Source organism: Arthrobacter echini, assembly GCF_004803505.1.
Lineage (GTDB): Bacteria > Actinomycetota > Actinomycetes > Actinomycetales > Micrococcaceae > Arthrobacter_D > Arthrobacter_D echini.
In genome coordinates this window covers 61,620-78,010 of sequence record NZ_SSWH01000005.1, presented here as the reverse complement: position 1 = coordinate 78,010, position 16,391 = coordinate 61,620, and the positions used below count along the sequence as shown (strand labels likewise).

Annotated in this window: 15 protein-coding genes; 10 read left to right on the top strand and 5 right to left on the bottom strand. The window is 65.3% G+C overall.

Features of this window, described 5'->3' with window-relative positions; genetic code table 11:
- The first annotated feature begins 25 nt into the window (after window positions 1-25).
- Window positions 26-1,243: a formaldehyde dehydrogenase, glutathione-independent gene (gene fdhA / locus E8P82_RS07205; protein ID WP_136453824.1), complete on the top strand. Its 1,218-nt coding sequence runs from the start codon at window positions 26-28 to the stop codon at window positions 1,241-1,243.
- 380 nt (window positions 1,244-1,623) lie between these two features.
- Complete coding sequence (locus E8P82_RS07200; RefSeq protein WP_136453823.1) at window positions 1,624-2,424, top strand: LysM peptidoglycan-binding domain-containing protein; 801 nt, start codon at window positions 1,624-1,626, stop codon at window positions 2,422-2,424.
- A 90-nt stretch (window positions 2,425-2,514) separates the two neighbouring features.
- On the opposite strand, the gene E8P82_RS07195 is transcribed toward E8P82_RS07200, so the two are convergent.
- Window positions 2,515-3,192: a hypothetical protein gene (locus tag E8P82_RS07195; RefSeq protein WP_136453822.1), complete on the bottom strand. Its 678-nt coding sequence runs from the start codon at window positions 3,190-3,192 to the stop codon at window positions 2,515-2,517.
- A gap of 199 nt (window positions 3,193-3,391) precedes the next feature.
- Between E8P82_RS07195 and E8P82_RS07190 the strand changes: the two genes are divergently transcribed.
- The 3 genes from E8P82_RS07190 to E8P82_RS07180 are packed head-to-tail and all read left to right on the top strand — an operon-like array spanning window position 3,392 to window position 6,496.
- Window positions 3,392-4,627 (top strand): type III polyketide synthase, encoded by a 1,236-nt coding sequence (locus tag E8P82_RS07190; RefSeq protein ID WP_136453821.1) that lies wholly within the window; start codon window positions 3,392-3,394, stop codon window positions 4,625-4,627.
- Window positions 4,624-5,367, top strand: coding sequence for a class I SAM-dependent methyltransferase (locus E8P82_RS07185; RefSeq protein ID WP_136453820.1), 744 nt, complete (start codon window positions 4,624-4,626; stop codon window positions 5,365-5,367). Before E8P82_RS07190 ends, E8P82_RS07185 begins: the two co-directional genes overlap by 4 nt.
- Window positions 5,360-6,496: an FAD-dependent oxidoreductase gene (locus tag E8P82_RS07180; protein WP_136453819.1), complete on the top strand. Its 1,137-nt coding sequence runs from the start codon at window positions 5,360-5,362 to the stop codon at window positions 6,494-6,496. Before E8P82_RS07185 ends, E8P82_RS07180 begins: the two co-directional genes overlap by 8 nt.
- A 118-nt stretch (window positions 6,497-6,614) precedes the next feature.
- Here the strand turns inward: E8P82_RS07180 and E8P82_RS07175 are convergent, their stop codons facing one another.
- Entirely contained in the window at window positions 6,615-7,154 is a 540-nt protein-coding gene (locus tag E8P82_RS07175) for a hypothetical protein (protein WP_136453818.1), read from the bottom strand.
- 135 nt (window positions 7,155-7,289) lie between these two features.
- Between E8P82_RS07175 and E8P82_RS07170 the strand changes: the two genes are divergently transcribed.
- Window positions 7,290-7,634: a DUF3140 domain-containing protein gene (locus E8P82_RS07170; protein WP_136453817.1), complete on the top strand. Its 345-nt coding sequence runs from the start codon at window positions 7,290-7,292 to the stop codon at window positions 7,632-7,634.
- A 10-nt stretch (window positions 7,635-7,644) separates the two neighbouring features.
- Here the strand turns inward: E8P82_RS07170 and E8P82_RS07165 are convergent, their stop codons facing one another.
- From E8P82_RS07165 to E8P82_RS07155, 3 genes are all read right to left on the bottom strand, one after another.
- Window positions 7,645-7,848 carry a hypervirulence associated TUDOR domain-containing protein gene (locus tag E8P82_RS07165; protein WP_136453816.1) on the bottom strand — a complete coding sequence of 68 codons (204 nt, stop codon included), beginning with the start codon at window positions 7,846-7,848 and terminating at the stop codon, window positions 7,645-7,647.
- Window positions 7,849-8,090: 242 nt separating this feature from the next.
- Complete coding sequence (locus E8P82_RS07160; RefSeq protein WP_136453815.1) at window positions 8,091-8,894, bottom strand: EAL domain-containing protein; 804 nt, start codon at window positions 8,892-8,894, stop codon at window positions 8,091-8,093.
- Window positions 8,895-8,951: 57 nt separating this feature from the next.
- The gene (locus E8P82_RS07155; protein ID WP_246021058.1) at window positions 8,952-10,016 is read right to left on the bottom strand and encodes a LacI family DNA-binding transcriptional regulator; all 1,065 of its coding nucleotides are present in this window, start codon (window positions 10,014-10,016) and stop codon (window positions 8,952-8,954) included.
- Window positions 10,017-10,440: 424 nt separating this feature from the next.
- Here E8P82_RS07155 and E8P82_RS07150 point away from each other — a divergent pair, with 424 nt between their 5' ends.
- From E8P82_RS07150 to E8P82_RS07135, 4 genes are all read left to right on the top strand, one after another.
- A complete protein-coding gene (locus tag E8P82_RS07150; RefSeq protein ID WP_136453814.1) occupies window positions 10,441-11,736 on the top strand; it encodes a sugar ABC transporter substrate-binding protein in 1,296 nt (431 codons plus the stop codon).
- Between the two features lie 116 nt (window positions 11,737-11,852).
- The gene (locus E8P82_RS07145; protein WP_246021056.1) at window positions 11,853-13,469 is read left to right on the top strand and encodes an ABC transporter permease subunit; all 1,617 of its coding nucleotides are present in this window, start codon (window positions 11,853-11,855) and stop codon (window positions 13,467-13,469) included.
- A gap of 1 nt (window position 13,470) precedes the next feature.
- Entirely contained in the window at window positions 13,471-14,430 is a 960-nt protein-coding gene (locus tag E8P82_RS07140; RefSeq protein ID WP_136453813.1) for a sugar ABC transporter permease, read from the top strand.
- Window positions 14,430-16,361 (top strand): glycoside hydrolase family 13 protein, encoded by a 1,932-nt coding sequence (locus E8P82_RS07135; protein ID WP_211096818.1) that lies wholly within the window; start codon window positions 14,430-14,432, stop codon window positions 16,359-16,361. Before E8P82_RS07140 ends, E8P82_RS07135 begins: the two co-directional genes overlap by 1 nt.
- The last annotated feature ends 30 nt before the right edge of the window (window positions 16,362-16,391 follow it).

Sequence of the window (16,391 nt, the reverse complement as noted above, 5' to 3'; positions counted from 1 at the left end):
CGGAGGTACCAGGAAGGAACGTTCCATGAGTGGTAACAGAGCCGTTGCGTACAAGGGGACCGGGAAGGTCGAGGTCATCGACACCGACTACCCCACATTCGAGCTGAAGGACGGGCCGGGAGTGAACCCGGCCAACGTGGGCCGACAGGTTCACCACGGGGTGATCATCAAGACCGTCACCACCAATATCTGCGGATCGGACCAGCACATGGTGCGTGGACGCACCTCGGCCCCGATCGACCTCGTGCTGGGCCACGAGATCACGGGCGAGGTCGTGGAGGTCGGCCGCGACGTGGAATTCATCAAGAAGGGAGACCTGTGCTCGGTCCCCTTCAACATCGCGTGCGGCCGGTGCCGTAACTGCAAGGAGCGCAAGACCGGCATCTGCCTGAACGTGAATCCGGACCGACCGGGGAGCGCCTACGGCTACGTGGACATGGGCGGCTGGGTGGGCGGCCAGGCCGAATACGTCCTGGTGCCCTACGCGGACTGGAATCTGCTGAAGTTCCCCGACCGCGACCAGGCCATGGAGAAGATCCTCGACCTGACGATGCTCTCGGACATCCTCCCGACCGGTTTCCACGGTGCTGTCACCGCGGGCGTGGGTGTGGGCTCGACGGTCTACGTGGCGGGCGCCGGGCCCGTCGGTCTGGCCGCAGCGGCGTCGGCGCAGTTGCTGGGCGCCGCCGTCGTCGTGGTCGGTGACCTCAACGAGGAACGTCTCGCGCAGGCCAGGAGCTTCGGATGCGAGACCGTGGACGTGTCCAAGGGCGATCCGGCCGACCAGCTCGAACAGCTGCTGGGCGTCCCCGAGGTCGACTGCGGCATTGACGCCGTCGGCTTCGAAGCGCGCGGCCACGGCGACAAGGCCGGCACGGAGGCACCGGCCACGGTGCTGAACTCGCTCATGGACATCACGGCCGCCGGGGGCGCCCTCGGGATCCCGGGACTCTACGTGACGGGTGATCCGGGAGCGGCGGACGACGCCGCGAAGGTGGGTTCACTCTCGCTCAGCCTCGGCACGGGCTGGGCGAAGTCCCTGTCCTTCACCACCGGGCAGTGTCCGGTGATGAAGTACAACCGGGGGCTGATGATGGCGATCCTGCACGACCGTATCGAGATCGCCAAGGCCGTGAACGCCAAGACGATCGGGCTGGAGGACGCCCCGCGCGGTTACGAGGAGTTCGACGCCGGCGCCGCGACGAAGTACGTGCTGGATCCGCACGGCTCCGTCGCCGCATAGGTAGCACTCCGAAGCACTAACCGGAAGGGCCCGGATCATTGCGATCCGGGCCCTTCCATGCATACGACCTTCAACGCCGGCAGATGATACCAGCCGCTTCCCCCACTTGACCGGATTGTCAAGATTCGCCCCATACCGGTTTGGCAACGAAACGAAAGTGCCCTACCGTAGGATCAGGTCCCCATTCGGGGAAGCGACATGCTGCCGCAGGTACTCCTCAGTACGACGAGCAGCGATCAATGCCCGGCACCGCACTCCACCGCTCGTTGCTCATCCGGCGGCTGCCGAATCATGACCTCTATATTGTCAGGGCGAGCAGCGGCGCGAAGAAGTCCGGGGACGGACCTAGTGCGGGTGGCCTTCCGGAGCATCGAACACTTATGAACACTCACTCCTTCAGCACGACCGCGCGCCGCGGCTTCGCAGCACTCGCCCTGACCGGGCTCGCCCTCGGCTCGGCCGCCGGTGCAGCCAATGCCGTCCCCGAGGAAACCTGGGACGCACTGGCCGTATGCGAGAGCGGCGGTGACTGGGGCATCAACACCGGCAACAGCTTCTCCGGTGGACTGCAGTTCACCGAGTCCACCTGGACCGGCTTCGGTGGCCAGGGCCGGGCACAGGACGCCTCTCGTGAAGAGCAGATCGCTGTGGCCGAAAGGGTTCTGGCCGGTCAGGGCTGGGGCGCGTGGCCCGCATGTGCCAACCAGCTTGGCCTCCGTGGTGGAGTATCCAATATCGCCTCGGGCCAGGCATCCGCAGCTCAGGCTCCCGTAGTCCAGGCACCCGTCGTGCAGGCTCCGGTAGCGCAAGCTCCCGTTGCGCAGGCACCCGTAGCAGCACCTGTTGCGCAGGCACCCGTAGCAGCACCTGTCGCACAGGCACCCGTAGCAGCACCGGTTGCGCAGGCACCCGTCGCCGTCGCACCGGTTGCGCAGGCACCCGTCGCCGCACCCGTGGCCGAGGCTCCCGTCGCCGCCGCACCTGTGGTCCACGCTCCGGTAGCGGCACCTGTCGTCCTGAGCGGCGAGACCTACCTGATCCAGTCGGGCGACACGCTCAGCGAGATCGCCCAGCACCTCGGCGTCGTCGGCGGTTGGCAGGCACTGTACGCCGCGAACACCGACACCATCGTCGACCCCAACCTGATCTACGCCGGTCACACGCTGAACCTCCCGGCCTGATCCAGCTCGACCTGATCGGTCGGCCCACAGGATTACAGAACCCCCGCAGCTGTTCAGTGCGGGGGTTCTGTCGTTCCGGGATGGGTGTACTCAGGCGCAGGAGACCGCGTCGACGTCGATCTTCAGCGGATGGGCCACGGCATAGTCGCGCTCCGGGGAGGAGAAGGCGACGACGATGTTCTCGGCACTGCCGTGCGGGGCCCCCTCGGCGAGCTCGACCGTGACGATGATGTTCACGTGGGCATCGGGCTCGAACACATAGCCCTCCGCGTCGACGGGAGGGCCGATCGGCTCCGGGCTCGCGGTCGGCGTCGGGACTGCTGCGTGGGCATCGTGCCCACCCTTCGCGGTTCCGCCGTGGTGATGTCCCTCGCGGTTCGCCGTCTGCGCCTGGGAGGAGAGGATGACGAGCTCCTCGGGATCGCCGAGCGTCATCTCACCGAAGGTGAACGACTCCAGGGTGGGATTGTGCAGCATCACCGTGTAGTGGAGTCGACTGTCCTTCGGCTGCACCCCGCACAGCGCCGCACCGTCGAGTCCGATACCCAGCGGATCCTCGCCCTGCGCGAGCCCGATCGGATCAGCACTGCTCGAATCTCCCTCGCCTGCAGTGCCGGCCGCGACGGCCGGGGAATCCTCACCCGCGCTGTTGACCCCCAGGGGATCCTCCTCGGTGGCACCACACCCCGCGAGCGCCAGGCCCGCGCTCAGCGTGGCGATGAGCACAGCGGCGCGGCGGCCGTGGTGTGGTGCAGTCAGGAGTATCACGAGTGATCCGTCCGAGTCGGCCGGGCGGCGGATCCGCCGGCGATGATAGCTGTGATTCGGTGTGCGGCAGGTCCCGGCTTGGTGTGGACCCCGGAGAGCCCCGCATGGATCCGGTAAGCCCACCTACCTGATCGTGCCGGCGAAGCCGAGAATTTTACTGTCGTTGTGTTTGAAGGGTCAATCCTCTAGTAATGGAGATATGACAGTGATCCTGAGAGCCCTCGAAACAGCTGTACCCGACACGATCATGATCCAGCCGCAGGTCCGTGACGTGTTCGCAGCGCAACCCGATCTCACCCGGCTCGGTCAGCGCCTGGTGGGCGCCGCCTTCGACTCGTCGGGCATCGAGACCCGCTACACGGCGCTGGAGGAGCTGACCGTCGAGAGGTCGTTCGACAATCCCGTCTTCTTCGACCAGAAGACCATGCGGATCCTGACGCCGAGCACCAAGACCCGCAACGAGCTCTACGCGGAGGAGGGCACGAAGCTCTTCGTCGAGGCCGCCCGGAAGGCACTCGACGCCGCCGCGGGTATCGGGGCGGCGGATGTGACCCACGTGGTCACCGTCTCCTGCACCGGGTTCTTCGCACCCGGTCCGGACTACAAGATCGTCCGTGCGCTCGGCCTCGATCCGTCGGTGCAGCGCTACCACCTGGGCTTCATGGGCTGCTACGCGGCATTCCCGGCCCTGCGCGCGGCGAAGGCCTTCTGCGACGCGGATCCCGACGCCGTCGTCCTCGTGGTCAGCGCCGAACTGTGCTCGCTGCACGTGCGCTCGTCGAACAATCCGGACACGATCGTGGGGTCCTCGCTCTTCGCCGACGGCGCCGCAGCCGCCATCATCTCGGCACGCGACCTCCCGGTGGAGGCGCCGGCGCTCACCCTCGATCACTTCGAGACGGTCCTCACGCCCGTGGGCGAGGAATCGATGGCCTGGAACATCGGCGACGAAGGCTTCGAGATGGTCCTGGGAACCTATGTCCCCCACATCATCGACGAGCACATCATCGGTGCCCTCGAACCTCTCCTGGCGCGGGACGAGTCCCTGCAGGGGCTCGACTACGCGCAGATCGAGCACTGGGCCATCCATCCCGGCGGCCGCAGCATCCTCGACAAGGTCGAGGCGAAGCTCGGTCTGACCCCGGAGCAGCTCGTCCCGGCACGGGACACGCTGCGCGACTACGGCAACATGAGCAGCGCGACGGTCATGTTCGTCCTCAAGCACATCATGGATCAGCCGGCGACCGAGGGGAACAACCGCATCTGCTCCATGGCATTCGGGCCCGGTCTGACCGTCGAGACCGCACTGCTCACGCGGATCGGTGCACGTTCGACCGAGGACGCTCCGGCGTCGACCGATGCCGGTGCAACCGCCGACGGCGATGTCGCGGTGCCCTCCGATCTCGAACCCATCCTGACCAACGCGGGCGCATGAACCGACAGCGGTTCCTCGCCCGACGGGACACCGTGTCCATCGAGGAGATGGACCGGGCTGACTGCGACACGGACACCCTCGACCGGACCTACGCACAGTTCGGCATCGTCAACGCCGTCGTCTCGGGATGGCGCCGCACCTACACCTCGCTGCTCCGCCCGGTGTTCTCGCGCGATCGGGTGAACACCCTGCTCGACGTCGGTTCAGGCGGCGGCGACGTGCCGCGGGCGCTGAGCCGCTGGGCGCGGCTCGACGGCTTCGATCTCGAGGTGACGGCGATCGACCCCGACGAGCGCGCGCACGCCTATGCGACACGGCTTCCTCCGCTGCCCGGACTCTCCTTCCGCCGGGCGCTGAGTTCGGAACTCGTGACCGAGGGCGCCGTGTTCGACGCCGTGGTATCGAACCACGTGCTCCATCACCTCGATCCCGGCGAGTTCGGCGACCTGCTCGACGACTCGGAACAGCTGGCCCGGCGCGTGGTCGTCCACAGCGACATCGCGCGTCACCCGGCGGGCTACGCGCTGTTCTCCGTGGGCACACTGCCGCTTCCTGGATCGTTCATCCGCGAGGACGGGCTCACCTCCATCCGCCGCAGTTACACTCCGGCCGAGCTGCGCACCGCGATCAGGGGCCGGGACGGCTGGCAGGTACTCACCAGAGCGCCGTTCATCAATCTGCTCGTCCTCGAGCGGCCGGACACAGACGTCGCTGTCGAGGGGATCACCGACCATGCATGACGTGATCGTCGTCGGTGGCGGACCGGTAGGCCTGTACACGGCGTTGCTCCTGCGCCAGTCCGGCCTCGACGTCGTCGTGCTCGAACGCCGACCCGAGCGCGGAAGCCACTCGCGTGCCATCGGCATCCATCCGCCGGCGCTGCGGGCCCTGGCGGCGGCCGGCGTCGCGGACGAACTGCGCCGGCGCGGAGTGCTGATCCGCGACGGCATCGCCCGCAGCGGCGGTCGGCACGTGGGCACCGTCTCGTTCTCTGTCCTGCCCGGCACCGAACAGTACGTTCTCGCCGTACCCCAGGCCGTCACCGAGGAGATCCTCGAGCGGCGACTCGAACGCGACTTCCCGGGAACACTACTGCGCGGGGTAGCCTTGCTGACCACGCACGACGCCGGAGACCGCGTCCTGGCTGTCACGAGGAGCCAGGGCGAGGACGCCGTCCTGGACGCGAAGCTGATCGTCGCGGCAGACGGGGCGCGGAGCTCGGTCAGGGACGACGCCGGGATCAGTGCGCGCCCACGGCGCTACCCGGACTGCTACGTCATGGGTGACTTCCGGGACGACACCGACGACGGCGACGACGCCGTGCTGTACCTGGAGACCGGCGGGATCGTGGAATCCTTTCCTCTTCCGGACGGACTCCGGCGCTGGGTGGTCCGCGTCGGCTCGCCGGTGGAACACCCCACCGTGGAGAAGCTCGCTGCACTGATCCGAGAGCGCACGGGCATCGGCGTCGCCCCGGACACCAACTCCATGATCAGTGCCTTCGATGTCCGTTCGCGTCTTGCGAAGAGGTTCGTGGCTGGGCGGACCGTGCTGGTCGGCGACGCAGCCCACGAGATCTCCCCGATCGGCGGACAGGGGATGAACCTCGGATGGCTCGACGCGGCGCGGCTGGCCCCCATCATCGGTGCGTCGTTGCAGGACGGCAAGGATGTCGCAGCACACCTGGCCCGCTACGAGAAGGAACGCCGGGCCCAGGCAGCTCTGGCACGTCGGAAGGCTCATCTGAACATGGCGCTCGGCAGACCGCTGCCCGCTGTCCTGATGCGGCCGCGCAACGCCGTCCTCGGCGCGCTGATCCGCAACGGCGCCGTTCACGGCGGCGTCGCGCGGGCTTTCACGATGCAGTGATCACGCTGCATCGTGGCGCGGTAGGAGGATCGGGAACGCACGAGGCCCCCGCCTTCCGCCGTCGGGCACCTCGAGGGGTGTCGACAGCGGGCCGCGGGGGCCTCGTGGACGAGAGGTCCTACTTCCTGAGCAGGCCCTTCACGATGTTCTCGGGACGCTGCATCTCGCCCTGCTTCGCTCCCATGACGATGACGGCGCCGCTGAAGACCGGCAGCAGCCACTGGACCACCTTGAGCTGCTTCTGAGCCTTGGCCAGCTCGTCACTGGCAGCGCCGTGGGGCTCGGTGACTCCCTGACCTCCCTCGTGGGACAGGTCGCCGACCTTCTTGCCGAGGATGCCCGAGTACAGCGACAATGCCATGCCGACGACGGTCACGACGGACTTCCAGACGGTGTTGGAGCCGACGCTGTCCTGGCCCCCGACGCGTCCCTTGTTCGCACCGATGAGGCCGAGGCCGCCGATGCCGTGAACCGCGAACGCCGTGATCTGCACCGGGGTCCACTTCGCCCAACCGAGCGAGGAGAGGCGCGTGCGCTCCTTGGGATCCTTCGCCTTCGCCGTCGCGCCGTTCAGGCCGACAGCGCCCATGAGCGTACCGCCGAACCAGGCCGCCGCACCCAGATCGTGGGCGGATCGTGCCAATAGGTTTCCTGCCATGATGTAGAACTCCTTAGACGTTGGGTTGACCTACCCTCTACATTTATCAGCCAGCTTACGATTAAGCTATTGCAACCTCGCAGAAAACACGCTCTCTGCTCCGACGCACGACATGCTATGAAAGGCCCGACGCCGATGAATGCTGCCTCGCATGACCCCGACGAGATCTGGTCCGACTGGAAGGACGCCGTCAACATGACCGCGTCGGAACTCAGCGACTGGCTCGAGTCCGAGGAATCCCTGTCGGTGGGCCAGAAGGACTCGGAGAACGACGAGTCGGTCGGCCACAGTTCAGGGCGTCGCATCGTAGAGATCCTGCGGACCAAGCGGGCCGATCTCGCCGACGACGATGTCGACCACATGCGCAAAGTAGTGGGCTACGTCCACCGGCACCTGGCCCAGAGACCGTCCAAGGAGGACCTGGAGACCTCGAAGTGGCGGTACTCGCTCATGAATTGGGGTCACGATCCGCTGAAGTGACGGCGGGCTGCTACTTCTTCGTCAGCGCACTTTCCTTGTGAGCGGCCCGCTTGCCTGACTTCGCGCTCTCGACGGTGTAGTACGGCTCATCCTTCGACGCGTTGAACTTCTGCCCGTCGAAGGTGAACTCCTTCTCGTGCTTCTCCACCACCGAGCCCTCCGTCTGGCCCTGCGGGGTGTTCCACGCGATCTTGTCGCCCTTGCGAAATGCCATGGTGCTCCTCCATCCGGAATGTCCTGTCCCTCGACGGTCCCACTCCGCGACCCGGAAGGGAAGACGGCAACCGGCGATTCACCGGCCGTCCGCTGTCCACCTCTGCTGCTGTGCCGACGTCGTCCCGGATCCGGGGTCTTTGACTCCTACCCCCGCGTGTCGGGCAGGGACACGCCGTATATCCGGCCATCCCGACGACCGAAGTCCCCGGGTATGACACCGGAGCCACCGGGTGAGGGCGATCAGGCGGGCGTGGGATGAGATGGCCCGACCGAAGGTCCGGCGAGTTCGGCGTTCTGCCGGATCAGCTCCGTCCGAATGCCTGGGAGTTCCTCGAAGGCGGGCCGCGCCACCCAGTATCCCTGGAACAGTCGGACGTCGGCCGCCCTCAGGGCCAGGAACTCCGCCTCGGTCTCGACGCCTTCCGCGAGTACCGTGATGCCGAGCTCCCGGGCGATGTCTACGACGCCGGTGACCACCGCCCGGCGCGCCGGGCTCGTATCGATCCCCCGGACCAGTTTCATGTCGATCTTGATCAGGTCCGGCTGGAAGTCCACCAGCAGCCCGAGCCCCGCGTGACCGGCACCGAAGTCGTCGATGGCCGTGGTGAAGTGGTGCCTGCGGTACTCGGCGATGATGTTCTGGAGGTGGGCGGTGTTCGTCACCTCCTCGTTCTCGGTGAACTCGAACATGATCGACGACGTCGGGAAGCTGTACCGCTCGGCGGCACGCAGCGTGGCCCGCAGGCAGGCGGCCGGTTCGTAGACAGCGTTCGGCATGAAGTTGATCGAGAGCATCAGCTCCTCGCCGGCGGGAAAGAGTCTCGCCGCGAGTTCGATGGCCTTGACGCGGCAGTCCTGGTCGAAGCGGTACATCTGCTCCGGTGTGACCCTCGACAGGATCTCGTAGGCTCCCTCACCCGACACTCCCCTGACCAGTGCCTCGTAGCCCCATACGCGGCCGGGGTCGGCGTCGTAGATGGGCTGGAACGCCATACTGAAATCGACGTCGAGTCTCGTCGACGTCCTGCAACCGTTGCATGTCATTCGGGTGGTGTCCTCCGGGTCATGTCCACGACCAACAGTAGATGGTCCGGCACAGACTCACTGGAAGGTGGGGTTCTGCGTTTCGTCAGGGGCTGCAGTGGACGATCGAACCACCATCTCAAGAGGCAACTCGCTCAACCCGGGTAGCACCCCACTGCTGCCCTCCTGAGCGTCTCCCAGTTCGTCGAGAAGAGCCAGTGCTGCTCGTGTCCCTTGTTCTTCGACGAACTGGTCGATGGTCGTCAGTTGGAAAACCGCGCCGAGCGGGTGGTTGTCGACCCCGATGACCGATAGCTGTTCCGGGACGTGCAAGCCGAGATCACGAGCTGCCAGGATCACACCGATGGCCATTTCGTCGGACGCGCAGCAGACCGCGGTCGGTCGGTTGTGCGGATCTGCAAGCAAGGACTTCGCTACCGCGTAAGCGCTGTTCACGGTGTAGTCGCTGATCACCGACCATGCCGACCTTCGCTCGAGACCAGCAGCGTCCACTGAGGCATGGTAGCCCTCACGCCGGGATCGGGAGATGTGGAAGTAGAGATCGGACTCGTGTTCACCTCCGATATGCGCAATTCGGGTATGCCCAAGACTGACGAGGTGATCTGCGGTGAGGCGGCCGATCGCCCGTTCGTCCACGGTCAGTGAGGCGATGCCCGGAAGCGACCCGCCGATACTGACGATGGGGATGCCGAGGGATAGCAGCCGCGTCGCGTCGGCGTCGTCCAGTCGGAGGCCCACGGTGATCACCCCGTCGAGCCGCTTTCTCAGCAGGAAGTCGTTCAGGACGCTCTGGCGGTGCAGCCCACCCCGAAAGTCGTACAGGGTGAGATCGTAGCCTGCGTCGATGATCTGCCGGGTAAGGCCTCCCAGGACCGTCGAGAAGTACCAGCGGTTGACGTAGGGAAGGACGACACCGATATTGCGGCTGCGGCCCGTGGCAAGACTTGATGCGTGGTAGGAGACCTGGAATCCGAGGTCTGCCGCTGCCGCTCGAACCCGGTCACGCGTCTGCTCCGACACGCTTCCGCGTCCACTCAGTGCGCGCGAGGCGGTCGCTTGGGAGACTCCCGCGGCGCGAGCCACATCCTTGATGCCGATCACGGCAGCGTTGCCTCCGCTCATGACACCCGATGAATGTCCGAGCAATGCCACCAATCGTCGACCTGACCCGAGCCCTCACCGGACAGATGTACACCTCGGGGACCGACGGACAACTGTGCTGTGGTCGGGCCGACATGCGTCATGATCGCGACCCTACCGAAGCTGGTTCGAATGTGGAACCGCTTCCGGTGGCGTACCGGCGAGTCTCGATCCGGCGCTCGTCCTCTCGGATCACACTGGAGAGTGCCCGCGTCAGACAACGCTGTGGCTGCTCATCAAAACCCTTCCCACTCGCCTCGGGTCGCGGGCGATTCGCACGAGAACAGCAAGGCAACGCAAGCGCTTCCAATGTGGGGCTCCGAGGGGTTACTGTCGACCTGTCCGCAGCGCAGCGCTCTCGCAATGATCGAAGCTTGCGCCAACCGATCCCCGCGTGAGGAGCACCATGCGCACCAGAACAACGCGCACCACTGTCCGATCATTTGCCGTCGTTGCCAGCGTTTCATTCCTGCTCACCGGGTGTAGTGGGGCAGACACGGCATCGTCCGACTCGAGCGGGTCGGCTCAGCCGGCATCGGAAAGCGCCGCGCCCGCCGTTCGCGGTGACGAGGACCTCATCATCTGGGCTGAACCGGACCGGGTCGAGTACATTCAGCAGGTCGCCGACGCGTTCGCCGAGGAGAACGGCATATCGGTAGGGGTCCAGGGCATCGTCAACACACGCCAGGATTTCATCACGGCGAACTCTGCGAGCAATGGTCCCGATGTACTCGCCGGTGCGCATGACTGGATAGGTCAGCTCGTGCAGAACGGCGCCGTCGATCCTCTCCAACTCTCGCCGGACGATCTCGAGGCGTACTCCGAGACGGCGGTCGATGCCTCCACCTACCGAGATCAGTTGTATGCGCTGCCGTACATGGTGGAGTCCGTGGCTCTCTACTGCAACACGGAGTACGCACCGGACACCTACAGCTCGATCGAGGACGTCATCGCTGCCAGTCAGTCGGCGGTCGACGACGGAACCATCGATGTCCCGCTCGTCCTCCAGCAGGGTCAGCTGGGCGATGCATACCACATGCAGCCGCTCTTCACCTCCGCAGGCGGGTACATCTTCGGTCGTGACGCCGAGGGGAACTACGATCCGACCGATCTCGGGTTGAACACGCCGGATTCGATCGCCGCAGCTGAGAAGATCGCCACGCTGGGCGAGGACGAGACCAACACCATCCGTCGGTCGATCAGTAGTGACAACTACCTCTCGTTGTTCACCGAGGGTCGCGCGGGCTGCATGGTCTCCGGCCCGTGGGCGTTGCCCGATGTCAGGGAAGCGCTGGGTGAGGACTATTCCATCCAGCCCGTCCCCGGCTTCGAGGGCATGCAACCGGCCGAACCGTTCATGGGCAGCCAGGGATTCATGGTTGCTTCGAACGGTGAGAACAAGGCCTTCGCGGAGGAGTTCGTCACAAATGGCATCAACAGCGAAGAAGCCATGCAAACCCTGTTCGAGGCGAGCAATCAGCCGCCGGCCATGGAGTCCGTGCGCGAGGGTGTCACCGACGAGGATGTCCTGATGTTCGCCACCGCGGCGGACGAGGGCGCTCCGATGCCGGCGATTCCAGCGATGGCTGAGGTGTTCGCGCCGCTCGGACAGGCCTGGTCGGCCATCATCGGGGGTGCTGACCCGGCCGAGACGATGAACCAGACCCAGGAAACCATCGCAAACGCCATAGCCAGCCAGTAACGCCATCGTATCCGGGGGCCGGCACTTCAGGTCCGGCCCCCGGGGACAACGGGACCATCCGCGTCCCCTCTTATCCGACCCCTTGAGGTCTGCAACCAACTTTGGAGCGTGACGGCGTGGAGCAGCGTTTGATGAGCAGGGCCGAGGACAAGGGACGGCGGAGAGACCCGGAGGGCAGGACCGAGAGATCCAGCGGAGTGGTCGGGCTACTGATCAAGATCGTGGCACTCGGCACGATCATCGGTCTCGCGGTCATGCTGACCCCAGCCCTAGTGGGAACCGATCGGTGGGGATTCCTCGCAGTAGTCTGGGGTGTCGTCGCCGTACTCGGAGTGACCTACGCGACCCGCCGGTTCGTCCCGGCGAAATACCTCGTACCGGGCACACTCCTGCTCGTGCTTTTCGTCGTGTATCCGATCCTCATGACGTTCCAGCTCTCCACCACGAACTACGGCGACGGGACGCGCACCTCGAAGGAGGTGACAGTTTCCCGAATCATCGGCGCCGCTGCGCAGCAGGCAGAGGGAGCGAGAACCTTCGAACTCGCAGTCGGTAGTGAAGGCACGGCCACTTCCGGGCCCTACACCTTCCTCCTCCTCGACGCCGCGACCGACGAGGTCTTCGCAGGAACACCGGACGGGCTCACCGAGCTCGACCCGGACACCGTCACCGTAGAGGATGGCGCCATCACTGCGGCAGAGGGTTTCACACTGCTCGACCGCCGCCAGATCAACGAGTTCAGCCAACGGGGCGGGGAGCTCGAGGGGTTTGCGGTACCAACCGACAATGGTGTCATCACGGCCCAGGGCTTCAGCGCCGTCGAGCTCTATTCACCGTTGGAGTACGACGCCGCAGCGGACACCATCACGAATGTCGAAACGGGCGTTGACTACACGCCGGTACAGTCCGGGGACCGCAAGTTGTTCACCAGCGCCGAGGGTGAACGCCTCTCCACCCAGTCCTGGGAGGAGAACGTCGGCCTGGACAACTATGTCCGTGCGTTCACCGACCCGCGCATCAGTAGCGATTTCGTCGGCATCTTCATCTGGACGCTGGTGTTCGCGGTCCTGTCGGTAGGTACGACATTCGCTCTCGGTCTCTTCCTCGCCAGCGTTCTGAACGACGCACGGGTACGGGGCCAACGGGCCTATCGCTCGATCCTGCTGCTCCCCTACGCAATCCCGGGATTCATTGCCCTGCTCGTGTGGTCGAGTTTCTTCAACTCCGAGTTCGGGCTGATCAACAATGTGCTGAACCTCGACATCAATTGGCTCGGGAATCCGTTCTGGGCGAAAGTCGCCGTCCTGCTGGCCAATCTCTGGCTGGGTTTCCCGTACATGTTCCTGGTCTGTACAGGTGCGTTGCAGGCCATCCCGTCCGACTACAAGGAAGCTGCCTCGCTGGACGGCGCAACCGGCTGGACGAACTTCAGCAAGATCACCTTCCCGCTGTTATTGGTCGCCGTCGCTCCTCTCCTGGTCTCATCCTTCGCCTTCAACTTCAACAACTTCAACGCGATCTTCCTGCTGACTGAGGGTGGACCGTTCAGTCCGGACAATCCGACCGCGGGCGGTACGGACATCCTGATCAGCTATACGTACCGGTTGGCGGTCGGAGGCGCCGGTCAGCAGATCGGCTTCGCCTCGGCAATCTCCGTGGTTCTGTTCATCATCACCGGCGTTCTCGCCGCACTTCAATTCCGTGCCACCCGTGCACTCGAGGAGGTTGGCTGACATGACACAAGTAACCCCGCAGGCCGGTCAGGTACCAGCACCAGCCGATCTCAGCGATCCTTCTCGGCGAGGTAGAGCTTTCAAGGGCCCGCGGACGGCCAACAAGGTGTCGCGCGGCCGATGGTTCAGAGAGGTCGGCTGGCGTCACGTCATCGGTATCATCGCGGTCCTGTACGCGGTCATTCCGATCCTGTACATCCTGTCTGCGTCCCTGAACCCGGTCGGTAGTGTTTCGTCGACATCCGTCCTGCCCGACACCGTCAGCATCGACAATTACGTGGCACTCTTCACCGATCCGACGCGGCCGTTCGCGCGATGGTTCCTCAATACCCTCATAGTGGCGGTCGCCGTCGTCATCACCTCCATCTTCTGTAGTGCGCTGGCCGCGTACGCGTTCTCGCGGTTCCGCTTCAAGGGCCGTCGCGGAAGCCTCCTGACGCTCCTGCTGATCCAGATGTTCCCGCAGTTCCTCGCAGCTGCGGCACTGTTCCTGATGTTCACCTCCATCGGTGAGGTGCTGCCGGCGATCGGCCTCGACACGCTGACCGGGTACATCGTGGTGCTCCTCGGCGGAGCGCTCGGTCAGGTCTGGCTGATCAAGGGCTTCTTCGACTCGATCCCGCGTGAACTGGATGAAGCGGCCCTCATGGACGGTGCTTCGCACACGCAGCTCTACTTCCTCATCATCCTGCCTCTCGTCCGCCCGATCATCGCTGTCACTGGTCTGCTCGCCTTCATCGGCGTACTCGGAGAGTTCATCCTCGCCTCGATCTTCCTGCGCGACAATGAGATCAAGACACTGGCCGTCGGGCTCTACGGACTGCTCGACGCCGATCGCACCAACAATCTCGGGGTGTTCGCCGCGGCTGCCGTGCTCACCTCCATACCTGTCATCCTGCTGTTCCAGTACCTGCAGAAATTCATTGTCGGAGGTATCACGGCGGGGTCGGTCAAAGGCTGATGACATCCTCTGCGACCGAGAACGAGTCTCCAGCATCGACCGACCACTTGCTCCATCACCCGCACCACGACGGGTCGACGCTGTACGTACCCGAGCAGGCGCCCGCTCTCGGGGACGTGGTGAACCTGCGCATCTTCGTCCCGCACGATGCTCGTGGAGAATCAGGAGCGTCTGCTGTCACACTCCGGGCTGTACTCGACGGCGAACCGCATCTGGCTCCCGCCGAACAGGAGGAGAGCGACGCCTCGGGAACGTGGTGGCGGGCGCCGCTCCGCCTGGTCAATCCCGTGACCCGGTACCGGTTCCTGCTGACCGGGCCACCCGAATCGTTCGCAGGGGCGTACGCGTGGTTGAACGCCACCGGGATCCATCGCAGGGAGGTCACCGACACCGCTGACTTCCGCATGATCTCATACCCGCCTACGCCCGACTGGGTCGCTGACGCGGTGGTCTACCAGGTGTTCCCGGACCGGTTCGGCCGGTCGGCCGCTGCCGACACACGGACTCCTCCCATGTGGGCCCGCCCGGCTGCATGGGATGACGCCGTCGTCCACCAAGGACCTCGGACCCCCCTCCAGTTCTTCGGCGGTGATCTGGCCGGAATCGTCGAGCATCTCGACCACGTCGCCGAGCTCGGCGCGACCGTGCTGTATCTCACGCCGTTCTTCCCTGCGCACAGCAACCACCGATACGATGCATCCACCTTCGACCGGGTTGATCCGTCACTCGGTGGCGACGAGGCATTCACTGCTCTGGTCAATGCAGCACACGCTCGCGGGCTGCGGGTGATGGGTGACCTCACCACGAATCACACCGGCGACTCACACGAGTGGTTCCTCGCCGCTCAGGCCGACGCAGAGGCACCCGAGACGGCTTACTACTTCTTCGAGAAGCACCCCGACGATTATGCATCCTGGTTCGATCTGCCGTCCCTGCCCAAGCTCGACCACTCCTCCACGGCACTGCGTCGACGCATGTACGAGGGAGCCGATTCCGTCGTGTCCCGCTGGCTCACCGCCGGGCTCGACGCCTGGCGGATCGATGTGGCGAACATGACCGGGAGATACGGCGCGCAGGATCTCGCCCACGACGTCGCCCGGACGCTGGTGGCCACGGCTCGGGAGGCGAAATCGGACGTGTGGGTGCTGGCCGAGCACGGGCACGACGCCGGGCCCGACCTCCAGGGCGATGGCTGGCACGGCACCATGGACTACGCCGGTTTCACCCGTCCCGTATGGACGTGGCTCGGTGGGGCCGAGAACTCGACCCGCCCGTTCTTCGGTCAGCCGACCGCGTCTCCGGTCCTCGGCGGCATCGATGTGGTCACCGGCATGCGCGAAGTCCACGCGGAGATGCCATGGCGGGCGCAGACCGCATCCACCCTGCACCTGGACTCCCACGATCTGCCCAGGTTCCGCACTGCAACTGGGGGTGACGGCTCCGGGGACATCTCGCTGCGGGGACGTGAGAAGCACCTGGTAGGAACGGTACTGCAGCTCACCATGCCCGGAGTGCCATCGATCTTCGCCGGGGACGAGATCGGGCTCACAGGAGTGGACGGGGAACATTCGCGCACGCCTTTTCCCTGGAACCGGCAGCAGGAGTGGGACACCCGAACTCTGGAGTTCTACCGCCTGTTGATCGAGCTACGGCGTGAGTACGTCGCGCTGCGCCGTGGTGGTTTGCGCTGGGTGCATGTCGGTGATGACTCGATGACGTTCCTGCGCGAACACGACGGCGAGCGGATCCTCGTGCACGCAGCCCGCGCGGACCACCCACCGGTGATTCTGCCCTCACGAGCCCTCGGGATCGCCTCGGCGGATGATCTGATTCCTCTTCTCGGGGAACGCTGCACACGCGCCGCCGACTATGTGCTGTTGCCTTCCGGCGGACCGAGAGCCCACGTCTATCGACTCACTGCGGAACCCTGACCGCAGACAAGCATTCGCCCGTCACGAGAG

Coding starts and splice junctions, on each gene's coding strand:
- E8P82_RS07155 (WP_246021058.1), bottom strand. CDS start 10,016: ATGAGCGGAGGCAACGCTGCCGTGATCGGCATCAAGGATGTGGCTCGC.
- E8P82_RS07150 (WP_136453814.1), top strand. CDS start 10,441: ATGCGCACCAGAACAACGCGCACCACTGTCCGATCATTTGCCGTCGTT.
- E8P82_RS07175 (WP_136453818.1), bottom strand. CDS start 7,154: ATGGCAGGAAACCTATTGGCACGATCCGCCCACGATCTGGGTGCGGCG.
- E8P82_RS07165 (WP_136453816.1), bottom strand. CDS start 7,848: ATGGCATTTCGCAAGGGCGACAAGATCGCGTGGAACACCCCGCAGGGC.
- E8P82_RS07200 (WP_136453823.1), top strand. CDS start 1,624: ATGAACACTCACTCCTTCAGCACGACCGCGCGCCGCGGCTTCGCAGCA.
- fdhA (WP_136453824.1), top strand. CDS start 26: ATGAGTGGTAACAGAGCCGTTGCGTACAAGGGGACCGGGAAGGTCGAG.
- E8P82_RS07170 (WP_136453817.1), top strand. CDS start 7,290: ATGAATGCTGCCTCGCATGACCCCGACGAGATCTGGTCCGACTGGAAG.
- E8P82_RS07135 (WP_211096818.1), top strand. CDS start 14,430: ATGACATCCTCTGCGACCGAGAACGAGTCTCCAGCATCGACCGACCAC.
- E8P82_RS07190 (WP_136453821.1), top strand. CDS start 3,392: ATGACAGTGATCCTGAGAGCCCTCGAAACAGCTGTACCCGACACGATC.
- E8P82_RS07160 (WP_136453815.1), bottom strand. CDS start 8,894: ATGACATGCAACGGTTGCAGGACGTCGACGAGACTCGACGTCGATTTC.
- E8P82_RS07185 (WP_136453820.1), top strand. CDS start 4,624: ATGAACCGACAGCGGTTCCTCGCCCGACGGGACACCGTGTCCATCGAG.
- E8P82_RS07140 (WP_136453813.1), top strand. CDS start 13,471: ATGACACAAGTAACCCCGCAGGCCGGTCAGGTACCAGCACCAGCCGAT.
- E8P82_RS07180 (WP_136453819.1), top strand. CDS start 5,360: ATGCATGACGTGATCGTCGTCGGTGGCGGACCGGTAGGCCTGTACACG.